12 protein-coding genes are annotated in these 14,939 nt (G+C 72.8%); 3 read left to right on the top strand and 9 right to left on the bottom strand.

Annotated features, from left to right (window positions below):
- Positions 1-79 precede the first annotated feature (79 nt).
- Positions 80-547: a hypothetical protein gene (locus ABZ385_RS06320; protein WP_358584643.1), complete on the top strand. Its 468-nt coding sequence runs from the start codon at positions 80-82 to the stop codon at positions 545-547.
- Here the strand turns inward: ABZ385_RS06320 and ABZ385_RS06315 are convergent.
- The 5 genes from ABZ385_RS06315 to ABZ385_RS06295 all read right to left on the bottom strand — a co-directional run bounded on the left by ABZ385_RS06315 (position 525) and on the right by ABZ385_RS06295 (position 7,669).
- Positions 525-1,592, bottom strand: coding sequence for an enoyl-CoA hydratase/isomerase family protein (locus ABZ385_RS06315; protein WP_358909968.1), 1,068 nt, complete (start codon positions 1,590-1,592; stop codon positions 525-527). The genes ABZ385_RS06320 and ABZ385_RS06315 overlap by 23 nt on opposite strands.
- Before the next feature lie 44 nt (positions 1,593-1,636).
- Positions 1,637-2,644: a methylmalonyl Co-A mutase-associated GTPase MeaB gene (gene meaB / locus ABZ385_RS06310; RefSeq protein WP_358698874.1), complete on the bottom strand. Its 1,008-nt coding sequence runs from the start codon at positions 2,642-2,644 to the stop codon at positions 1,637-1,639.
- 18 nt (positions 2,645-2,662) lie between these two features.
- Positions 2,663-4,870 (bottom strand): methylmalonyl-CoA mutase, encoded by a 2,208-nt coding sequence (gene scpA, locus ABZ385_RS06305; RefSeq protein ID WP_358909966.1) that lies wholly within the window; start codon positions 4,868-4,870, stop codon positions 2,663-2,665.
- On the bottom strand, positions 4,870-6,717 hold the full coding sequence (locus ABZ385_RS06300; RefSeq protein ID WP_358909964.1) for a methylmalonyl-CoA mutase family protein: 1,848 nt from the start codon (positions 6,715-6,717) through the stop codon (positions 4,870-4,872). The genes scpA and ABZ385_RS06300 overlap by 1 nt, the downstream gene beginning before the upstream one ends.
- A 163-nt stretch (positions 6,718-6,880) precedes the next feature.
- Positions 6,881-7,669: a GNAT family N-acetyltransferase gene (locus tag ABZ385_RS06295; protein ID WP_358584654.1), complete on the bottom strand. Its 789-nt coding sequence runs from the start codon at positions 7,667-7,669 to the stop codon at positions 6,881-6,883.
- Positions 7,670-8,184: 515 nt separating this feature from the next.
- Between ABZ385_RS06295 and ABZ385_RS06290 the strand changes: the two genes are divergently transcribed.
- Together ABZ385_RS06290 and lysA are read left to right on the top strand one after the other, a co-directional pair.
- Positions 8,185-8,550 carry an SAV_915 family protein gene (locus ABZ385_RS06290; protein WP_358909962.1) on the top strand — a complete coding sequence of 122 codons (366 nt, stop codon included), beginning with the start codon at positions 8,185-8,187 and terminating at the stop codon, positions 8,548-8,550.
- 24 nt (positions 8,551-8,574) lie between these two features.
- Positions 8,575-9,990 (top strand): diaminopimelate decarboxylase, encoded by a 1,416-nt coding sequence (gene lysA, locus ABZ385_RS06285; protein WP_358909960.1) that lies wholly within the window; start codon positions 8,575-8,577, stop codon positions 9,988-9,990.
- A 63-nt stretch (positions 9,991-10,053) separates the two neighbouring features.
- Here lysA and purB read toward each other — a convergent pair whose 3' ends face one another.
- The 4 genes from purB to ABZ385_RS06265 all read right to left on the bottom strand — a co-directional run bounded on the left by purB (position 10,054) and on the right by ABZ385_RS06265 (position 14,776).
- Positions 10,054-11,496: an adenylosuccinate lyase gene (gene purB / locus ABZ385_RS06280; protein ID WP_358584660.1), complete on the bottom strand. Its 1,443-nt coding sequence runs from the start codon at positions 11,494-11,496 to the stop codon at positions 10,054-10,056.
- 102 nt (positions 11,497-11,598) lie between these two features.
- Positions 11,599-12,378, bottom strand: a complete 780-nt coding sequence (locus tag ABZ385_RS06275) for an SGNH/GDSL hydrolase family protein (protein ID WP_358909958.1) — start codon at positions 12,376-12,378, stop codon at positions 11,599-11,601.
- 56 nt (positions 12,379-12,434) lie between these two features.
- A complete protein-coding gene (locus tag ABZ385_RS06270; RefSeq protein WP_358584664.1) occupies positions 12,435-13,448 on the bottom strand; it encodes a hemolysin family protein in 1,014 nt (337 codons plus the stop codon).
- On the bottom strand, positions 13,445-14,776 hold the full coding sequence (locus tag ABZ385_RS06265; protein WP_358584666.1) for a hemolysin family protein: 1,332 nt from the start codon (positions 14,774-14,776) through the stop codon (positions 13,445-13,447). The genes ABZ385_RS06270 and ABZ385_RS06265 overlap by 4 nt, the downstream gene beginning before the upstream one ends.
- Positions 14,777-14,939: the final 163 nt, after the last annotated feature.

Here is a 14,939-nt window from a genome sequence, read left to right as displayed (position 1 = left end):
ATCGTACTCGGAACGGGGGACAGCGGCGAGCGCAGGGCCCGCTGACCCGTTGTCAGTGGTGCCCGCTTTACTGGGCGCCATGAGCACCGCACAGCATCTCGCCGCGATCGACCTGCTGCGCTCACGGGAGTTTCCCGAGGAGCACGGCAGGTCGGAGTGCGGCTGCGAGGGTCCCGGGTACCACGTGGCGGAGTTACTGACGAGCGACTCCTTCTGGGAGGACGACGGCACGCGCCGCCACCTCGCCGAGGAGCAGTACGAGGCCGAGCGGGACGGGCTGACGGTCCTGCTCACCGACCGCTGGGGCCCGCCCCAGTGGTTCAGCCTGGCCAGTGTCTTCGAGCGGACCCTGGACACAATTGCGCCGGCCGGGGGCGACGCCGGGGCCGAGGAGATACCGGAGCCGTGGGCCGGGCTCAGCTCGTCCGTGCCGGACCTGCGCCTGTGGCACGTGGACGGCCGCTGGATCGCCCTCGGCATCGCCCAGTGGGACAAGGAGCTGCCCTTCCAACTCCTCGCCGTCGTCACCGAGATCGACCCGCCCTGAGCTGCGGGGCCGCCGTGTCGACGTCCTCGAAGAAGCGGGCCACGTCCGCCGGCGTCACCTGGTCGAGTCCGGCGGGCGACCAGCGCGGCCTGCGGCTCTTGTCGATGACCTGGGCCCTGATGCCCTCTTGCAGGTCGGGCAGGGCGAGCGCCGCACAGGACACGCGGTACTCCTGGTCCAGTACGGCCTCCAGGGTGGGCAGTTCGCGGGCCCGGCGCAGCGAGGCCAGGGTGACCTTCAGCGCGGTCGGCGACCTCGTCAGGATCGTCTCGGCCGCCTCCTTCGCCTGCCGCTCACCACATGCGTACAGCCGTTCGATGATCTCCTCGACGGTGTCCGCCGCGTAGCAGTGGTCGATCCACTCCCGGCACGCGGCGAGTTCGCCCGCCGGAGCCGGCCGCCCGAAGCGCCGCAGGGCCTCGGACACCTCGGTGTCGCCGAGCGCCGCGGTGAAGTCCGTCAGGAGCCGCGAGGGCACATAGTGGTCGGCCAGCCCGCACAGCAGCGCGTCACCCGCGCCCACGGCCGTGCCGGTCAGCGCGAGATGCGTGCCCAGCTCGCCGGGGGTGCGCGTGAGCAGGTAGGTGCCGCCCACGTCGGGCACGAACCCGATGCCGGTCTCCGGCATGGCCACCCGCGAGCGCTCGGTGACCACCCGCACGTCGCCGTGGGCCGAGACGCCCACGCCGCCGCCCATCACGATGCCGTCCATGACGGCGACGTACGGCTTCGGGTAGCGGGCGATCCGGGCGTTCAGGCGGTACTCGTCCCGCCAGAACGCGGCCGACGCGCTCCCGTCGCCCGCCTTCACGTCGTCGTGGATGGAGCGGATGTCGCCGCCCGCGCACAGCCCCCGCTCCCCGGCGCCGGTGAGGACCACCGTCGCCACCGACGCGTCGTCCTCCCAGGCGGTGAGGGCGTCGGCCAGCAGCCGCACCATGGCGTGGTCCAGGGCGTTGATGGCCCGCGGCCGGTTCAGGACGAGATGCCCGGCGCGGCCCGCACGGCGGACCAGGACGGGGGAGTCGGCGCGGGGGTCGTACATGTGCGGGTGGCTCCGATCGGTGGGGGGAGGGCGGCGGACCCCGTTCAGTCCGGCGGCGCCGGACGGCCGCCGCCCTGGAACGCGTCGAGGATCCGCTCGGCGGCCGACGTGGCCGTCAACGTACCCTCCCGCACGCGCTGCTCTAGCTCGGGGGCCACCCGGCGCACCTCCGCGTGCGCCAGGAGCCGGCCGAGCAGCTCGTCCCGCACCGTCGACCACGTCCAGTCGACCTGCTGGTCACGGCGCTTGACCGCCAGCCTGCCGGTCGACTCCAGGAGCGTGCGGTGCTGCTCGACGCGCTCCCACAGCGTGTCCAGGCCGCTGGACTCCCGGGCACTGCACGTGAGGACCGGAGGCGTCCACGCGGCGTCGGCCGGGTGCATCAGCCGCAGAGCGCCCGCCAGTTCCCGGGCCGCCGAGCGCGCGTCCCGCTCGTGCGGGCCGTCCGCCTTGTTCACGGCGATCACGTCCGCGAGTTCGAGGACGCCCTTCTTGATGCCCTGCAGCTGATCGCCCGTACGGGCCAGGGTCAGCAGCAGGAACGTGTCGACCATGTTCGCGACCGTCGTCTCCGACTGGCCGACGCCCACGGTCTCCACCAGGACCACGTCGTAGCCCGCCGCCTCCATCACCACGATCGACTCCCGCGTCGCCTTGGCGACCCCGCCGAGCGTCCCGGCGGAGGGGGAGGGACGCACGAACGCGGCGGGATCCAGCGAGAGCCGCTCCATCCGCGTCTTGTCACCCAGGATGGAACCGCCCGTGCGCGTGGACGACGGGTCGACGGCGAGCACCGCGACCCGGTGGCCGAGCGAGGTGAGCATCGTGCCGAGCGCGTCGATGAACGTGGACTTGCCGACGCCCGGCACCCCGCTGATGCCGACCCGCCGGGCCCGCCCGCTGTGCGGCAGCAGCGCGGTCAGCAACTGCTGGGCCAGCGCGCGGTGCTGCGGCCGGGTCGACTCGACGAGGGTGATGGCACGCGCGACATACGCGCGCTTCCCGTCGAGGACGCCCTTCACGTACGCGTCGATGTCGATCGTCACAGGCATGGCTCGGCGCTCACCGGCTCACAGGTCGTGGCCGAGATCGGCCGCCAGTCGGTTCACCAGGTCGTACGCCGCGTCCGGGATCACCGTGCCGGGCGGGAACACCGCGGTGGCACCCGCCGCGTGCAGCGCCTCGACGTCCTGCGGGGGGATCACCCCGCCCACCACGATCATGATGTCCTCGCGGCCCTCGGCGGCCAGTTCCTCGCGCAGCGCCGGTACGAGGGTCAGGTGCCCGGCGGCCAGCGACGAGACGCCCACGATGTGCACGTCCGCCTCGACCGCCTGCCGGGCGACCTCGGCCGGGGTCTGGAAGAGCGGGCCGACGTCCACGTCGAAGCCGAGGTCGGCGAAGGCGCTGGCGATCACCTTCTGGCCGCGGTCGTGGCCGTCCTGGCCCATCTTGGCGACCAGGATGCGCGGCCGGCGCCCCTCGGCCTCGTCGAAGGCGTCCACCAGCGCGCGGGTGCGCTCGACGGAGGGGGACTGGCCTGCTTCGGTGCGGTACACACCGGAGATCGTACGGATCTGGCCCGCGTGCCGCCCGTACACGCTCTCCAACGCGTCGGAGATCTCACCGACCGTCGCCTTCGCGCGGGCCGCGTCGACCGCGAGCGCCAGCAGGTTGCCCTCCAGGCCGGCGCCGGAGTTCGGGCCGCGCTCGGCCGCCGCGGTGAGCGCCCGCAGCGCGTCCTGGCAGGCCGCCTCGTCGCGCTCCGCGCGCAGGCGCCGCAGCTTGTCGATCTGCTGGGCACGCACCGAGGAGTTGTCGACCGCCCGGACGTCGATCCGCTCGTCGGTCTCCACCCGGTACTTGTTGACGCCGATGACGGGCTGGCGCCCCGAGTCGATGCGGGCCTGCGTGCGCGCGGCGGCCTCCTCGACGCGCAGCTTCGGGATGCCGGCGTCGATGGCCTGCGCCATGCCGCCCGCCGCCTCCACCTCCTCGATGTGCTGCCAGGCACGGCGGGCCAGGTCGTACGTCAGCTTCTCCACGTACGCGCTGCCGCCCCACGGGTCGATCGTCCGCGTCGTCCCCGACTCCTGCTGGATGAGCAGCTGGGTGTTGCGGGCGATCCGCGCGGAGAAGTCGGTCGGCAGGGCGAGCGCCTCGTCGAGGGCGTTCGTGTGCAGCGACTGGGTGTGCCCCTGCGTCGCCGCCATCGCCTCGACACAGGTGCGGGTGACGTTGTTGAACACGTCCTGCGCGGTCAGCGACCAGCCCGAGGTCTGCGAATGGGTGCGCAGCGAGAGGGACTTGGCGTTCTTCGGGTCGAACTGCCTGACCAGCTTCGCCCACAGCAGGCGCGCCGCGCGGAGCTTGGCGACCTCCATGAAGAAGTTCATGCCGATCGCCCAGAAGAAGGAGAGCCGGGGCGCGAACGCGTCGACGTCGAGGCCCGCCTCCTGCCCGGCCCCCAGGTACTCCACGCCGTCGGCGAGCGTGTACGCCAGCTCCAGATCGGCCGTCGCACCCGCCTCCTGGATGTGGTAGCCGGAGATGGAGATGGAGTTGTAGCGCGGCATCTTCTGCGAGGTGTACGCGAAGATGTCGGAGATGATCCGCATCGAGGGCTTCGGCGGATAGATGTAGGTGTTGCGGACCATGAACTCCTTGAGGATGTCGTTCTGGATGGTCCCGGCCAGCTTCTCCGGCGGCACACCCTGTTCCTCGGCCGCCACGATGTACAGCGCGAGCACGGGCAGCACGGCGCCGTTCATCGTCATCGACACCGTCATCTTGTCCAGCGGAATGCCGTCGAAGAGCTGACGCATGTCATAGATGGAGTCGATCGCCACGCCGGCCATGCCCACGTCACCGGTGACGCGCGGGTGATCGCTGTCGTACCCCCGGTGCGTCGGCAGGTCGAAGGCGACCGACAGGCCCTTCTGCCCCGCCGCGAGATTGCGGCGGTAGAAGGCGTTGGACTCCTCGGCGGTGGAGAACCCCGCGTACTGCCGGATCGTCCAGGGCTGGTTCACGTACATCGTCGGATAGGGCCCGCGCAGATACGGGGCGACACCGGGATAGGTGTCCAGGAAGTCCAGGCCCTCCAGGTCGGCACCCGTGTACAGCGGCTTGACCGCGATGCCCTCGGGCGTCTCCCACAAGAGGTCGCTCTCGGACCTGCCCGTGGACTCCTTCACGGCGGAGCGCCACTGGTCGTCGGAGCCCTTCGCGCCCGAACCGGGCCCGAGGTCGACGGAGGAGAAGTCGGGGATGCGCATTACGCCACTCCCATGCGGTCGAGGGTGGAGGAGAGCACGGCCACGGCGTCACAGCCGGCGAAGACCTGCGTGTCGACGCCTGCGTGGTCACCGCGTCCCGCGAGGAACACCTGGTCCGCGCCCGCTTCCCGGAGCGCCAGGGCGACCGCTTCGGCCTGTTCGGCGTAGAGCGCGTCGCTGGAACACAGGCACGCCACGGAAGCGCCGCTCGCCTTGAAGGCTTCGGCGGCCGTCGCCGCGTCCACGGTGGCCGGTTCGTGCACGGCCTCGATGCCACCCGCCTGGAAGAGATTGGCGGCGAACGTGGCCCGCGCGGTGTGCGCGGCGGCCGGGCCGAGCGCGGCGAGGAAGACCCTCGGGCGCGCGCCGGTCGCCGCCAGGTGCGCGTCCGAGCGGGCACGCAGCTCCTCGTACGCCTCGTCACGGCGCACCCGCGGCAGACCGCCGGCCGGCGCGACCGGGGCGGCCTCGCGCTCCACGGGCCGCTCCGCGAGGTGCGGGAACTCGCTGACACCGGTGATCGGTTCACGGCGCCGGGCGAGCTTCGCGCGGCGCTCGGCCCAGGTGGCGGCCAGACGCTCACCGATCATCCCGGAGCGCAGGGCCGCCGACTGCCCGCCCGCGCGCTCGATCTCCTGGAAGAACTCCCAGGCGCTGTGCGCGAGTTCGTCGGTGAGCCGCTCCACGTACCAGGAGCCGCCCGCCGGGTCGATCACCCGGGCCAGATGCGACTCCTCGATCAGGATCGTGGACGTGTTGCGCGCGATGCGGCGCGCGAACGCGTCGGGCAGACCCAGCGAGTGGTCGAACGGCAGCACGGTGACGGCGTCCGCGCCGCCGACGCCCGCGCCCAGACACGCCACCGTGGTGCGCAGCATGTTCACCCACGGGTCGCGGCGCGTCATCATCACCGGGGAGGTCACGGCGTGCTGCCGCTGCGCCCCGGCGGAGGGCGCCCCGCACACCTCGGCGACTCGCGCCCAAAGGCGCCTGGCCGCCCGGAACTTGGCGATGGTCAGGAACTGGTCGGCGGTGGCCGCGTAGCGGAACTCCAGCTGCCCGCAGGCCTCGTCGGCCGACAGGCCGGCGCCGGTCAGCTCCCGCAGGTGGGCGACACCCGTGGCGAGGGAGGCGGCCAGCTCCTGCGCGGCCGAACCGCCCGCCTCGTGGTACGGCAGCGCGTCCACGGTCAGGGCGCGCAGACCCGGGTACTCCCGCCCGCACAGCCGCGCCAGCTCGATGGCCTCGGCCGGCTCCACCGCCTCGCCGGTACGGGCCTCGTGGCCGAGGACGTCCGCCCCGAGCGTGCCGCGCACCGACTCCTTGGGGACGCCCGCCGCCTCGTACAGGCGCAGCAGCTCGCGCGCGGCGGGCCCGAACGCGGCGCCGGCGTCGAGCGCGATCGGCGCCAGGTCGAGATAGACGCCGTCCAGCGCCCGGGCCAGCCCGGACACCGGCACGCCGCCGGCGCCCACGCCGAGCCACAGCGAGGTGACGCCGTTCTCCAGGTCGCCGAGCACGGCTTCGTTCATCCGTACGGGATCGGCGCTCGCGTGCCGCTGGCGCACGTCCCAGCCCGTGGCGGCGTTGCCGCCGGGGGTGGCGCCCCGTACGAAGGGGGCGAAACCGGGATGGCCGGCGGCGGGCGCGGCGTCGCGGGAGGTGTACAGGGGGCGGGTGGTGAGCCCGTCCTCCAGGGAGGTGGACAGCGCTTCCTCGGCCGCCGCTCCCGATGCTTCCTTACCCGACTTGCGCAGCACGCCCTCCACCAGGCGCTGCCACTGCTCATGGGTCGCATCAGGGAACTCGGCGGCCAGGGAAAGCCCGTCGTCAGGCAGGACCGTCATGCCCTGATGCTAGGGCGCAATCCATGGCACGCGGTGCCACCACGGGCTGTGACCTTGCCCTCTTCTGATCGCTCTTGATCTCGAACGAGCGGACGGCTATTACCGGCCATCTGTGCGGCGGGCGTGGATCCGTGCGGCGGGCAGGGACACGTCGGGGCACGCCTCACGCGGAAGCGCGCGGCGAGGACTGCGGCCGGGCGGCGGGTTCTCCCGTCACGTACCGGACGTACTCGTGGTGCAGTCGGAAACCCGCGGTCCAGGCCAGCAGCCGGCTCGGCCGGTCGTGGCGCCCGCACGACCAGCTCGCGAGGCGGCCGCGCTCGGCGATGTCGGCACACAGGGCGGTGACACAGGCCAGCGCCAGATGCTCGCGGCGCCGCTCGGGGGCGGTGAGCACGGCTACGTCCTCGTACGCCTCGCCCACGAAGTATCCGCAGGCGACGGCGGCGATCCGGCCGCCCCGGTCGAACGCGGCCCACCCGTGCCCGGAGGCGGCAAGACCGGCCGGGCCGCCCCAACTGGCGTGGATCCAGGCGGCGTCGGGGGAGAGGCCGGCGAGCGCGGGGGCGTCGTCGGGCACCAGCCGGCGGACGCCCAGACCGCGTGGCGGACGGGGCGCGGCCACCGGTTCCCGGTGCACGTACACCATGCGCTCGGCCGGCAGGACCCGGTCGAAGGCGGCGCCGAGCACCGGCAGGAAGCGGACGGGCGCCTCGACGTGGCTGTGCGCGAACGGGGTGAGGAACGCGGGGTCGACGCTCCCCGGGTCACCGTCCAGCAGGACGTGGCCCGCGCACGAGACGGCCATGGCGCGCGGTCTCGGCGCGCGGTCGCCCCACCAGGCGCCCACCCCGGTCGCGGCGACGTGCTCGGGCAGACACGCGGGCCCGGGAGCCCCGGCGGGAAACCAGCGGGGCGCGGTGGTCAGGCGGTGCGAGGGAAGCCGAATCATGAGCCGCTCCTCCGTAGTGAGACGTTCGAGCTGACCTTCGGGTGACTTTGCGAGAGACCTATGGGTGACCTTTGAGCGAGGCCTTCGGGTGACGTTTGAGCAGGACCTTCGGGTGAGGCCTTCGGGTGAAAAATTCGAGCGGGCGGAGCGAGCGCCGCAGGTCCGCGCCGCTACCCCTGGGATCACGCCCCTCCACGTGGCTGCCCCCTCCAGCGCCGGGTTCCCACCCCGGCGGCTCCGCGACGGAACCGGTGCGCGCGCTGCACGGCCGGGCCGCGCACCGCACCCTCGCCATCCAACTGGCTCGTGTAAGCGCGTTCAAGAGGGCCTGGGCACGGTTGACGCGTCCCTGATGCGGGTGGTGCCCGCGGTGCCGGCGCGCCAGGATCGCGTCAGCGCACGGCACCGCCGCGTCAACGACGCGTTATCGACGGTCGATTGGCACTCAGTGCCGGGCATAACGTCTCCGTACGCCTTCTCTCTCCACCTTGCTTCTCTCTCCACTGGAGGAACCCATGGCAGAGCTTCTGTGCGGCGAGGACCCCGAGCCCTGTGAAACCGGCCCGGCCGGGCCGCTGTACGTCCCCGCCTGGCCGGGGCCCGCGGGCCGCGTGGCCCGTCTGTTCCGCACGCCCGTCGGCGAGCGCACCGCCGTCGCCTTCACCAGCGTGGTGCGCCTGAGCGAGGCCCTCGGTCCCCGGCAGGCGTGGATCAGGCTCTCCGAACCCGCACTGCGTGCCCTGGTCGTGCCCTTGGGCGTGCGCGGCATCCTCATCGACCCGCCCCTGGCCGCACAGCCCGTCGGACCGGCGCCCGCGGTGCGGACCCCTGCGGCGGGCACGGTGGCACCGGCCGGTGCGCGACCCCTCCGGATCGGCTGAGACACGGTGAAAGGGACCCCTGCCATGAAGACCCTCCCCGGACTGCCGTCCCCGCCCCTGACGGCCACCCTGCCCCAGGCCCCCGAAACCCAGGCCCCCGAAGCCCCGCCCGACGGGGACCAGGCCGACAGGGGCCAGGCCGACGGGGACCTGGCCGTATGGCCCACGACCAGCGCACCGCTCGCGCACGGCGACGTCGCCGTCGGCGGAGTCGCGCTCACCGATGTCGCCGAGCGCTTCGGCACCCCCGTCTACCTCCTCGACGAGGCCGACGTACGGGCCCGCTGCCGCCGCTATCTGCGGGCCTTCGAGGGCGCCGAAGTGCTCTACGCCGCCAAGGCGTTCCTGTGCCGTGCCATGGCGCACTGGATCGGCGAGGAGGGCCTCGGCCTCGACGTCTGCTCGGCGGGGGAGCTGGAGCTGGCCGTCACCACGGGCTTCCCACCGGAGCGCATCGTGCTGCACGGCAACGCCAAGAGCCCGCACGACCTGCGGGCCGCGCTGCGGCTGGGCGTCGGCCGCATCGTCATCGACAGCGCGTCGGAGATCGCACGGCTGGCCGCCGCCGTGCCGCCGGACGGCCGCCAGAAGGTGATGGTGCGGGTGGTGCCGGGCATCGCGGCCGGCGGGCACGTGAAGATCCGGACGGGGACGGACGACCAGAAGTTCGGCCTGTCCCTCACCGACGGCTCGGCGCAGCACGCCATCGCCCGCATAGTCGGCCAGCCCACGTTGGACCTGGTGGGCCTGCACTGCCATCTCGGCTCGCAGATCACCACGGAGAAGCCCTACCTGTGCGCGGTCCGCCGGCTGGTCGGGCTGATGGCGCGCATCAAGGACCAGCACGGCCTGACCCTCCCCGAACTGGACCTCGGCGGCGGCCACGGCATCGCCTACCGCCCGGGGGAGGAGTCGCTCGACATCGCCTCCCTCGCCCGCAAGGTCCGCGCCGAGCTGGTGGAGAGCTGCGCGGCGGCGGGCCTGCCCGTGCCGCGGCTCGTCGTGGAACCGGGGCGGGCGATCGCCGGGCCCGCCGGGGTGGTGCTCTACCGGGTGCTCGCGGTCAAGCGGACCGGCGGGCAGACCTTCGTCGCCGTCGACGGCGGCATGAGCGACAACCCGCGGCCCGCGCTGTACGGGGTGCGGTACGCGCCCCGCCTGGTCGGCCGGCGCACCGCGGCCGGACCGGAGGCGATGACGGTGGTCGGGCGGCACTGCGAGGCGGGCGACATCCTCGCCTCGGGCGTACCGCTCCCGGGCGACACACGGCCCGGGGACCTGCTCGCCCTGCCGGTGGCCGGGGCGTACCACCTGTCGATGGCGTCCGGCTACAACCTCGTCGGCCGGCCGCCCGTGGTCGCGGTGGCCGACGGCCACGCCCGGCTGCTCGTCCGCCGCGAATCACTGGAGGATTTCCGCAGGAGGGACGTGGGGCTGTAGCTCCCGCGAACGCGGGCGGCCCCGGGGCAGCGCACCCCGGGGCCGCCCGCGACGGTACGAGCCTCAGAGAATCGCGCCCGGCGTGTACGCCGCCGCCTCCGGGTGCTCCTTGAGCAGCGCTTCGATCTGCGCGAGGACCGCGGCGACCTGGTCGCTCGCCGCCCCCGTGAAGGACAGCTTGTCGGCCATCAGCTCGTCGAGCCGCGCGCGGTCCAGCGGGATGCGGGAGTCCGCGGCGAGCTTGTCGAGCAGTTCGTTGCGCTCGGCGCCCTGCTCGCGCATGGCGAGCGCGGCGGCGACCGCGTTCTCCTTGATGGCCTCGTGGGCCTCCTCGCGGCCGACGCCGGCGCGCACCGAGGCCATCAGGACCTTGGTGGTGGCGAGGAAGGGGAGGTAGCGGTCCAGCTCACGCGCGACGACCGCCGGGAAGGCACCGAACTCGTCGAGCACGGTCAGGAAGGTCTCCAGGAGGCCGTCGAGCGCGAAGAACGCGTCGGGCAGCGCGACCCGGCGCACGACGGAACAGGAGACGTCGCCCTCGTTCCACTGGTCGCCCGCCAGCTCGCCGGTCATCGAGGCGTAGCCGCGCAGGATGACGGTGAGGCCGTTGACGCGCTCGCAGGAGCGGGTGTTCATCTTGTGCGGCATCGCGGACGAGCCGACCTGGCCCGGCTTGAAGCCCTCGGTGACCAGCTCGTGCCCGGCCATCAGCCGGATCGTCTTGGCGAGCGAGGACGGCGCCGAGGCGACCTGCACCAGGGCGGTGACGACCTCGTAGTCCAGGGACCGCGGGTAGACCTGGCCCACCGAGGTGAACGCGCGCTCGAAGCCGAGGTGCCCGGCGATGCGGTCCTCCAGCTCGGTCAGCTTGCCCGCGTCGCCGCCGAGCAGGTCCAGCATGTCCTGGGCGGTGCCGACCGGGCCCTTGATGCCGCGCAGCGGGTAGCGGCCGAGCAGGTCGTCGAGGCGGCGGTAGGCGACGAGCAGCTCGTCGGCGCCGGTCGCGAAGCGCTTGCCCAGCGTGGTCGCCTGCGCGGCGACGTTGTGGGAGCGGCCGGCCATGACCAGCTCGGCGTACTCGCCGGCGAGCTTGCCGAGCCGCGCGAGGACCGCGACGGTGCGCGAGCGGATCAGCTCCAGGGAGAGCCGGATCTGGAGCTGCTCGACGTTCTCGGTGAGGTCGCGCGAGGTCATGCCCTTGTGCACGTGCTCGTGCCCGGCGAGGGCGTTGAACTCCTCGATGCGGGCCTTCACGTCGTGGCGCGTGACCTTCTCGCGCTCGGCGATGGAGGCCAGGTCGACCTGGTCCAGGACGCGCTCGTAGTCGGCGATGGCGGCGTCCGGGACGTCGATCCCGAGGTCCTTCTGCGCCCGCAGCACGGCGAGCCAGAGCTGACGCTCCAGCCTCACCTTCTGCTCGGGCGACCAGAGGATGGCGAGCTCGGCGGAGGCATAACGTCCCGCGAGGACGTTCGGGATACGGGGCTTTGCAGGCGCGGCAGTCACGTGTACGGATTCTACTGGGCGTTCATGCAGGCCAGCGCCACGCCCCCGTTCGTCGGAAGCTACGAGAGCCGACGGGGCAGGGCCGGGACGCGACGGGATGCGCTAGAAGAGCGGGCCGTCGTAGGGGAGCAGCTCGGGACGCTTGGGCGGGCGGCCGTCGCCGGAGGAGCGGCCGGTGAGGCGGCGGCCGATCCACGGCACGAGGTGCTGCTTGGCGAACCGCGCGTCGGCGATGCGGCGCCTGGCCCAGGTGAGCGGCACGGCGGCCGCCAGCGGCGTACGCCAGTCCTCCTCGGGCGGGTGGCCGAGGGCCTGCCACACGGCTTCGGCGACCCTGCGGTGCCCCTCGGCCGTCAGGTGCAGCCGGTCCACGTCCCACATGCGCTGGTCGCCGAGTGCCGCGGCGCCGTAGAGATCGACGACCAGCGCGTCGTGGCGGGAGGCCAGGTCGTCGATGTGGGCGAACAGCTCCTCCATGCGCGGACGGAACCGCTCCAGCACGGGGCCGTTCCGGCCGGGGCTGCGCATCAGGACGAGCTGCTTGCACGACGGGGCGAGGCGTTCGACGGCCTCCTCCAGGAGGTCGCGCACGCGGTGCATGTCGCACTTGGGGCGCAGCGTGTCGTTGAGCCCGCCCACCAGGGTCACCACGTCGGCCCGCATCGCGGCCGCCACGTCCACCTGCTCGGCGACGATCTGGCCGATCAGCTTGCCGCGCACCGCGAGGTTCGCGTACCGGAAGCCGGGGCTGTGCGCCGCCATCCGGCCGGCGAGGAGATCGGCCCAGCCGCGGTAGGTGCCGTCGGGCTGCAGGTCCGACATGCCCTCGGTGAAGGAGTCGCCGACCGCGACAAGACTGGTGTAGTTGGCATTCATCTGCATGGCGAGAGAGATCGTATCCCGCCTCCGCGGGCCGGGGCCCCGGAGGCGGGAGCGGATCAGACGGGCTGGCCGAACAGCTCCCGCAGGACGTCCTCCATGGTGACCATCCCGGCGAGCCTGCCGTCCGAGCCGAGCACCGCGGCGACATGCGTACGGCTGCCCCGCATCGCGGTCAGCACGTCGTCGAGCGGCGTGGTCTCGCGGACCTGGGCGATCTTCCGCATGTCGGGCACCCGGAACGGCAGATCCCGCGGCGCCCGGTCCAGGGCGTCCTTGACGTGCAGATAGCCGACGATGCGCCGGCCCTCGTCGACGACCGGGAAGCGGGAGAAGCCGGACTCGGCCGACAGGCTCTCCAGCTTCTCCGGAGTGACGCCCACGCGCGCGTAGACGACGTCCTCCAGCGGCAGGACCACGTCCTTGACCGGGCGGCGGCCCAGCTCCAGCGCGTCGTGCAGGCGCTCCTGCGCGCGGCCGTCGATCAGGCCCGCGTCCCCGGAGTCCTTGACCATGCGGGCCAGGTCGTCGTCCGAGAAGCTCGCCGAGACCTCGTCCTTCGCCTCGACCCGCAACAGCTTCAGCAGACCGTTGGCGAACGCGTTGATCGCGAAGATCACCGGGCGCAGCGCCCGGGCGAGCGCCACGAGCGGCGGACCGAGCAGCAGCGCGGTGCGCACCGGCTCGGCGAGCGCGATGTTCTTCGGGATCATCTCGCCGAGCAGCATGTGCAGGTACGTCGCCAGCGCCAGCGCGATGACGAACGAGATGGGGTGCACCAGGCCGTGCGGCACGCCGACCGCGTTGAACACGGGCTCCAGGAGGTGTGCGATCGCCGGCTCGGCGACGACGCCGAGGACGAGCGTGCACAGCGTGATGCCCAGCTGGGCCGCGGCCAGCAGCGCCGAGACGTGCTGAAGGCCCCACATCACGCTCTTGGCGCGCCGGTCGCCCTCCTCGGCGTGCGGTTCGATCTGGCTGCGGCGTACGGAGATCAGGGCGAACTCGGCGCCCACGAAGAAGGCGTTGACGACGAGTGTCGCGAAGCCGATCAGCAGTTGGATGACGGTCATCGGGCGTCCTCCGCCTCGTCCTCGGTCAGCGGGGCGTGCAGCAGCACGCGGGCGGCGCGGTGTCCGGCGGCGTCCGTGACGTCGAGCCGCCAGCCGCCGACCTCCACGCTGTCGCCGACGGCCGGGATGCGGCCCAACTCCGTCGCGACGAGTCCGGCGAGCGTCTCGTAGGGCCCGTCGGGCGCCCGCAGGCCGACGCGCGCGAGCTGGTCGGTGCGGGCGGCGCCGTCCGCGGAGTAGAGCGTCCTGCCGTCCTCGTCGGCCCCCGCGGTGGCGATGTCGGGCGTCTCGTGCGGATCGTGCTCGTCCCGCACCTCGCCGACGACCTCCTCGACGATGTCCTCCAGGGTGGCGACGCCGGCGGTGCCGCCGTACTCGTCGATGACCACGGCCATCGTCCGCTTGCCCGAGAGCCGGTCGAGGAGCCGGTCCACGGTCAGCGACTCCGGCACCAGCAGGGGCTCGCGCATCAGTTCGGCGACCGATACCCGCGGCCTGCGTTCGGCGGGCACGGCGAGCACGTCCTTGATGTGCGCGACGCCCACGACCGAGTCGAGGTTGCCGCGGTAGACGGGGAAGCGGGACAGGCCGGTCGCCCGGGTGGCGTTCGCGACGTCCTCGCAGGTGGCGTGGACGTCGAGGGCCATGACCTGCACGCGCGGCGTCATCACGTTCTCCGCGCTGAGGTCGGCGAGGTTCAGTGTGCGCACGAACAGCTCGGCGGTGTCCGCCTCCAGCGCGCCCTCCCGCGCCGAGTGCCGGGCCAGGGCCACCAGCTCCTTGGGGCCGCGCGCGGAGGCCAGCTCCTCGGCGGGCTCGATGCCGAAGCGGCGCACGGAACGGTTAGCCGTGTTGTTCAGATGCGCGATGAACGGCCGGAAGGCGGCGCTGAACAGCCGCTGCGGCGTCGCCACGCGCTTGGCGACGGCGAGCGGCGAGGAGATCGCCCAGTTCTTGGGGACCAGCTCGCCGATGACCATCAAGAAGACCGTCGACAGCGCCGTGCCGATGACGAGGGCCACCGAGGACGCCGCCGAGGCGGGCAGACCGAGGTCGCGCAGCGGACCCGCGATCAGCTTGGCGATCGAGGGCTCGGAGAGCATGCCGACCACGAGATTGGTGACGGTGATGCCGAGCTGGGCGCCGGAGAGCTGGAACGTCAGGTTCTTGACGGCCTTGAGCGCGCCGGCGGCGCCGCGCTCGCCACGCTCGGCGGCCCGTTCGAGTTCGCTGCGCTCGACCGTGGTGAGGGAGAACTCCGCCGCGACGAAGACACCGCATGCCACACAGAGCAGCACCGCCACGAGGAGCAGGAGCACTTCGGTCATCGGGTCACCTCCGTCCCATGATCGGGCAGGGGCGGGAGGAATGCGCGATGTCGGGTACTGGGAGGCTCGCCCATGGGCGGACGCTCACACCTTTCAGTGGAATACGAGTGATGCGCCCATGGTAAAGGATCAGCAAAGGCGCTTGCAAAGGCCGGGTGAGGCG

The sequence above is a fragment of the Streptomyces sp. NPDC005898 genome (assembly GCF_040629635.1).
Classification (GTDB): domain Bacteria; phylum Actinomycetota; class Actinomycetes; order Streptomycetales; family Streptomycetaceae; genus Streptomyces.
This window is presented reverse-complemented; position numbering and strand designations above follow the sequence as displayed.

Excerpts from the sequence above, each read along its gene's own strand:
- ABZ385_RS06300 (WP_358909964.1), bottom strand. The coding sequence starts at position 6,717 with ATGACGGTCCTGCCTGACGACGGGCTTTCCCTGGCCGCCGAGTTCCCT.
- scpA (WP_358909966.1), bottom strand. The coding sequence starts at position 4,870 with ATGCGCATCCCCGACTTCTCCTCCGTCGACCTCGGGCCCGGTTCGGGC.
- ABZ385_RS06290 (WP_358909962.1), top strand. The coding sequence starts at position 8,185 with ATGGCAGAGCTTCTGTGCGGCGAGGACCCCGAGCCCTGTGAAACCGGC.
- ABZ385_RS06270 (WP_358584664.1), bottom strand. The coding sequence starts at position 13,448 with ATGACCGTCATCCAACTGCTGATCGGCTTCGCGACACTCGTCGTCAAC.
- lysA (WP_358909960.1), top strand. The coding sequence starts at position 8,575 with ATGAAGACCCTCCCCGGACTGCCGTCCCCGCCCCTGACGGCCACCCTG.
- ABZ385_RS06315 (WP_358909968.1), bottom strand. The coding sequence starts at position 1,592 with ATGTACGACCCCCGCGCCGACTCCCCCGTCCTGGTCCGCCGTGCGGGC.
- ABZ385_RS06265 (WP_358584666.1), bottom strand. The coding sequence starts at position 14,776 with ATGACCGAAGTGCTCCTGCTCCTCGTGGCGGTGCTGCTCTGTGTGGCA.
- meaB (WP_358698874.1), bottom strand. The coding sequence starts at position 2,644 with ATGCCTGTGACGATCGACATCGACGCGTACGTGAAGGGCGTCCTCGAC.
- ABZ385_RS06275 (WP_358909958.1), bottom strand. The coding sequence starts at position 12,378 with ATGCAGATGAATGCCAACTACACCAGTCTTGTCGCGGTCGGCGACTCC.
- ABZ385_RS06320 (WP_358584643.1), top strand. The coding sequence starts at position 80 with ATGAGCACCGCACAGCATCTCGCCGCGATCGACCTGCTGCGCTCACGG.
- ABZ385_RS06295 (WP_358584654.1), bottom strand. The coding sequence starts at position 7,669 with ATGATTCGGCTTCCCTCGCACCGCCTGACCACCGCGCCCCGCTGGTTT.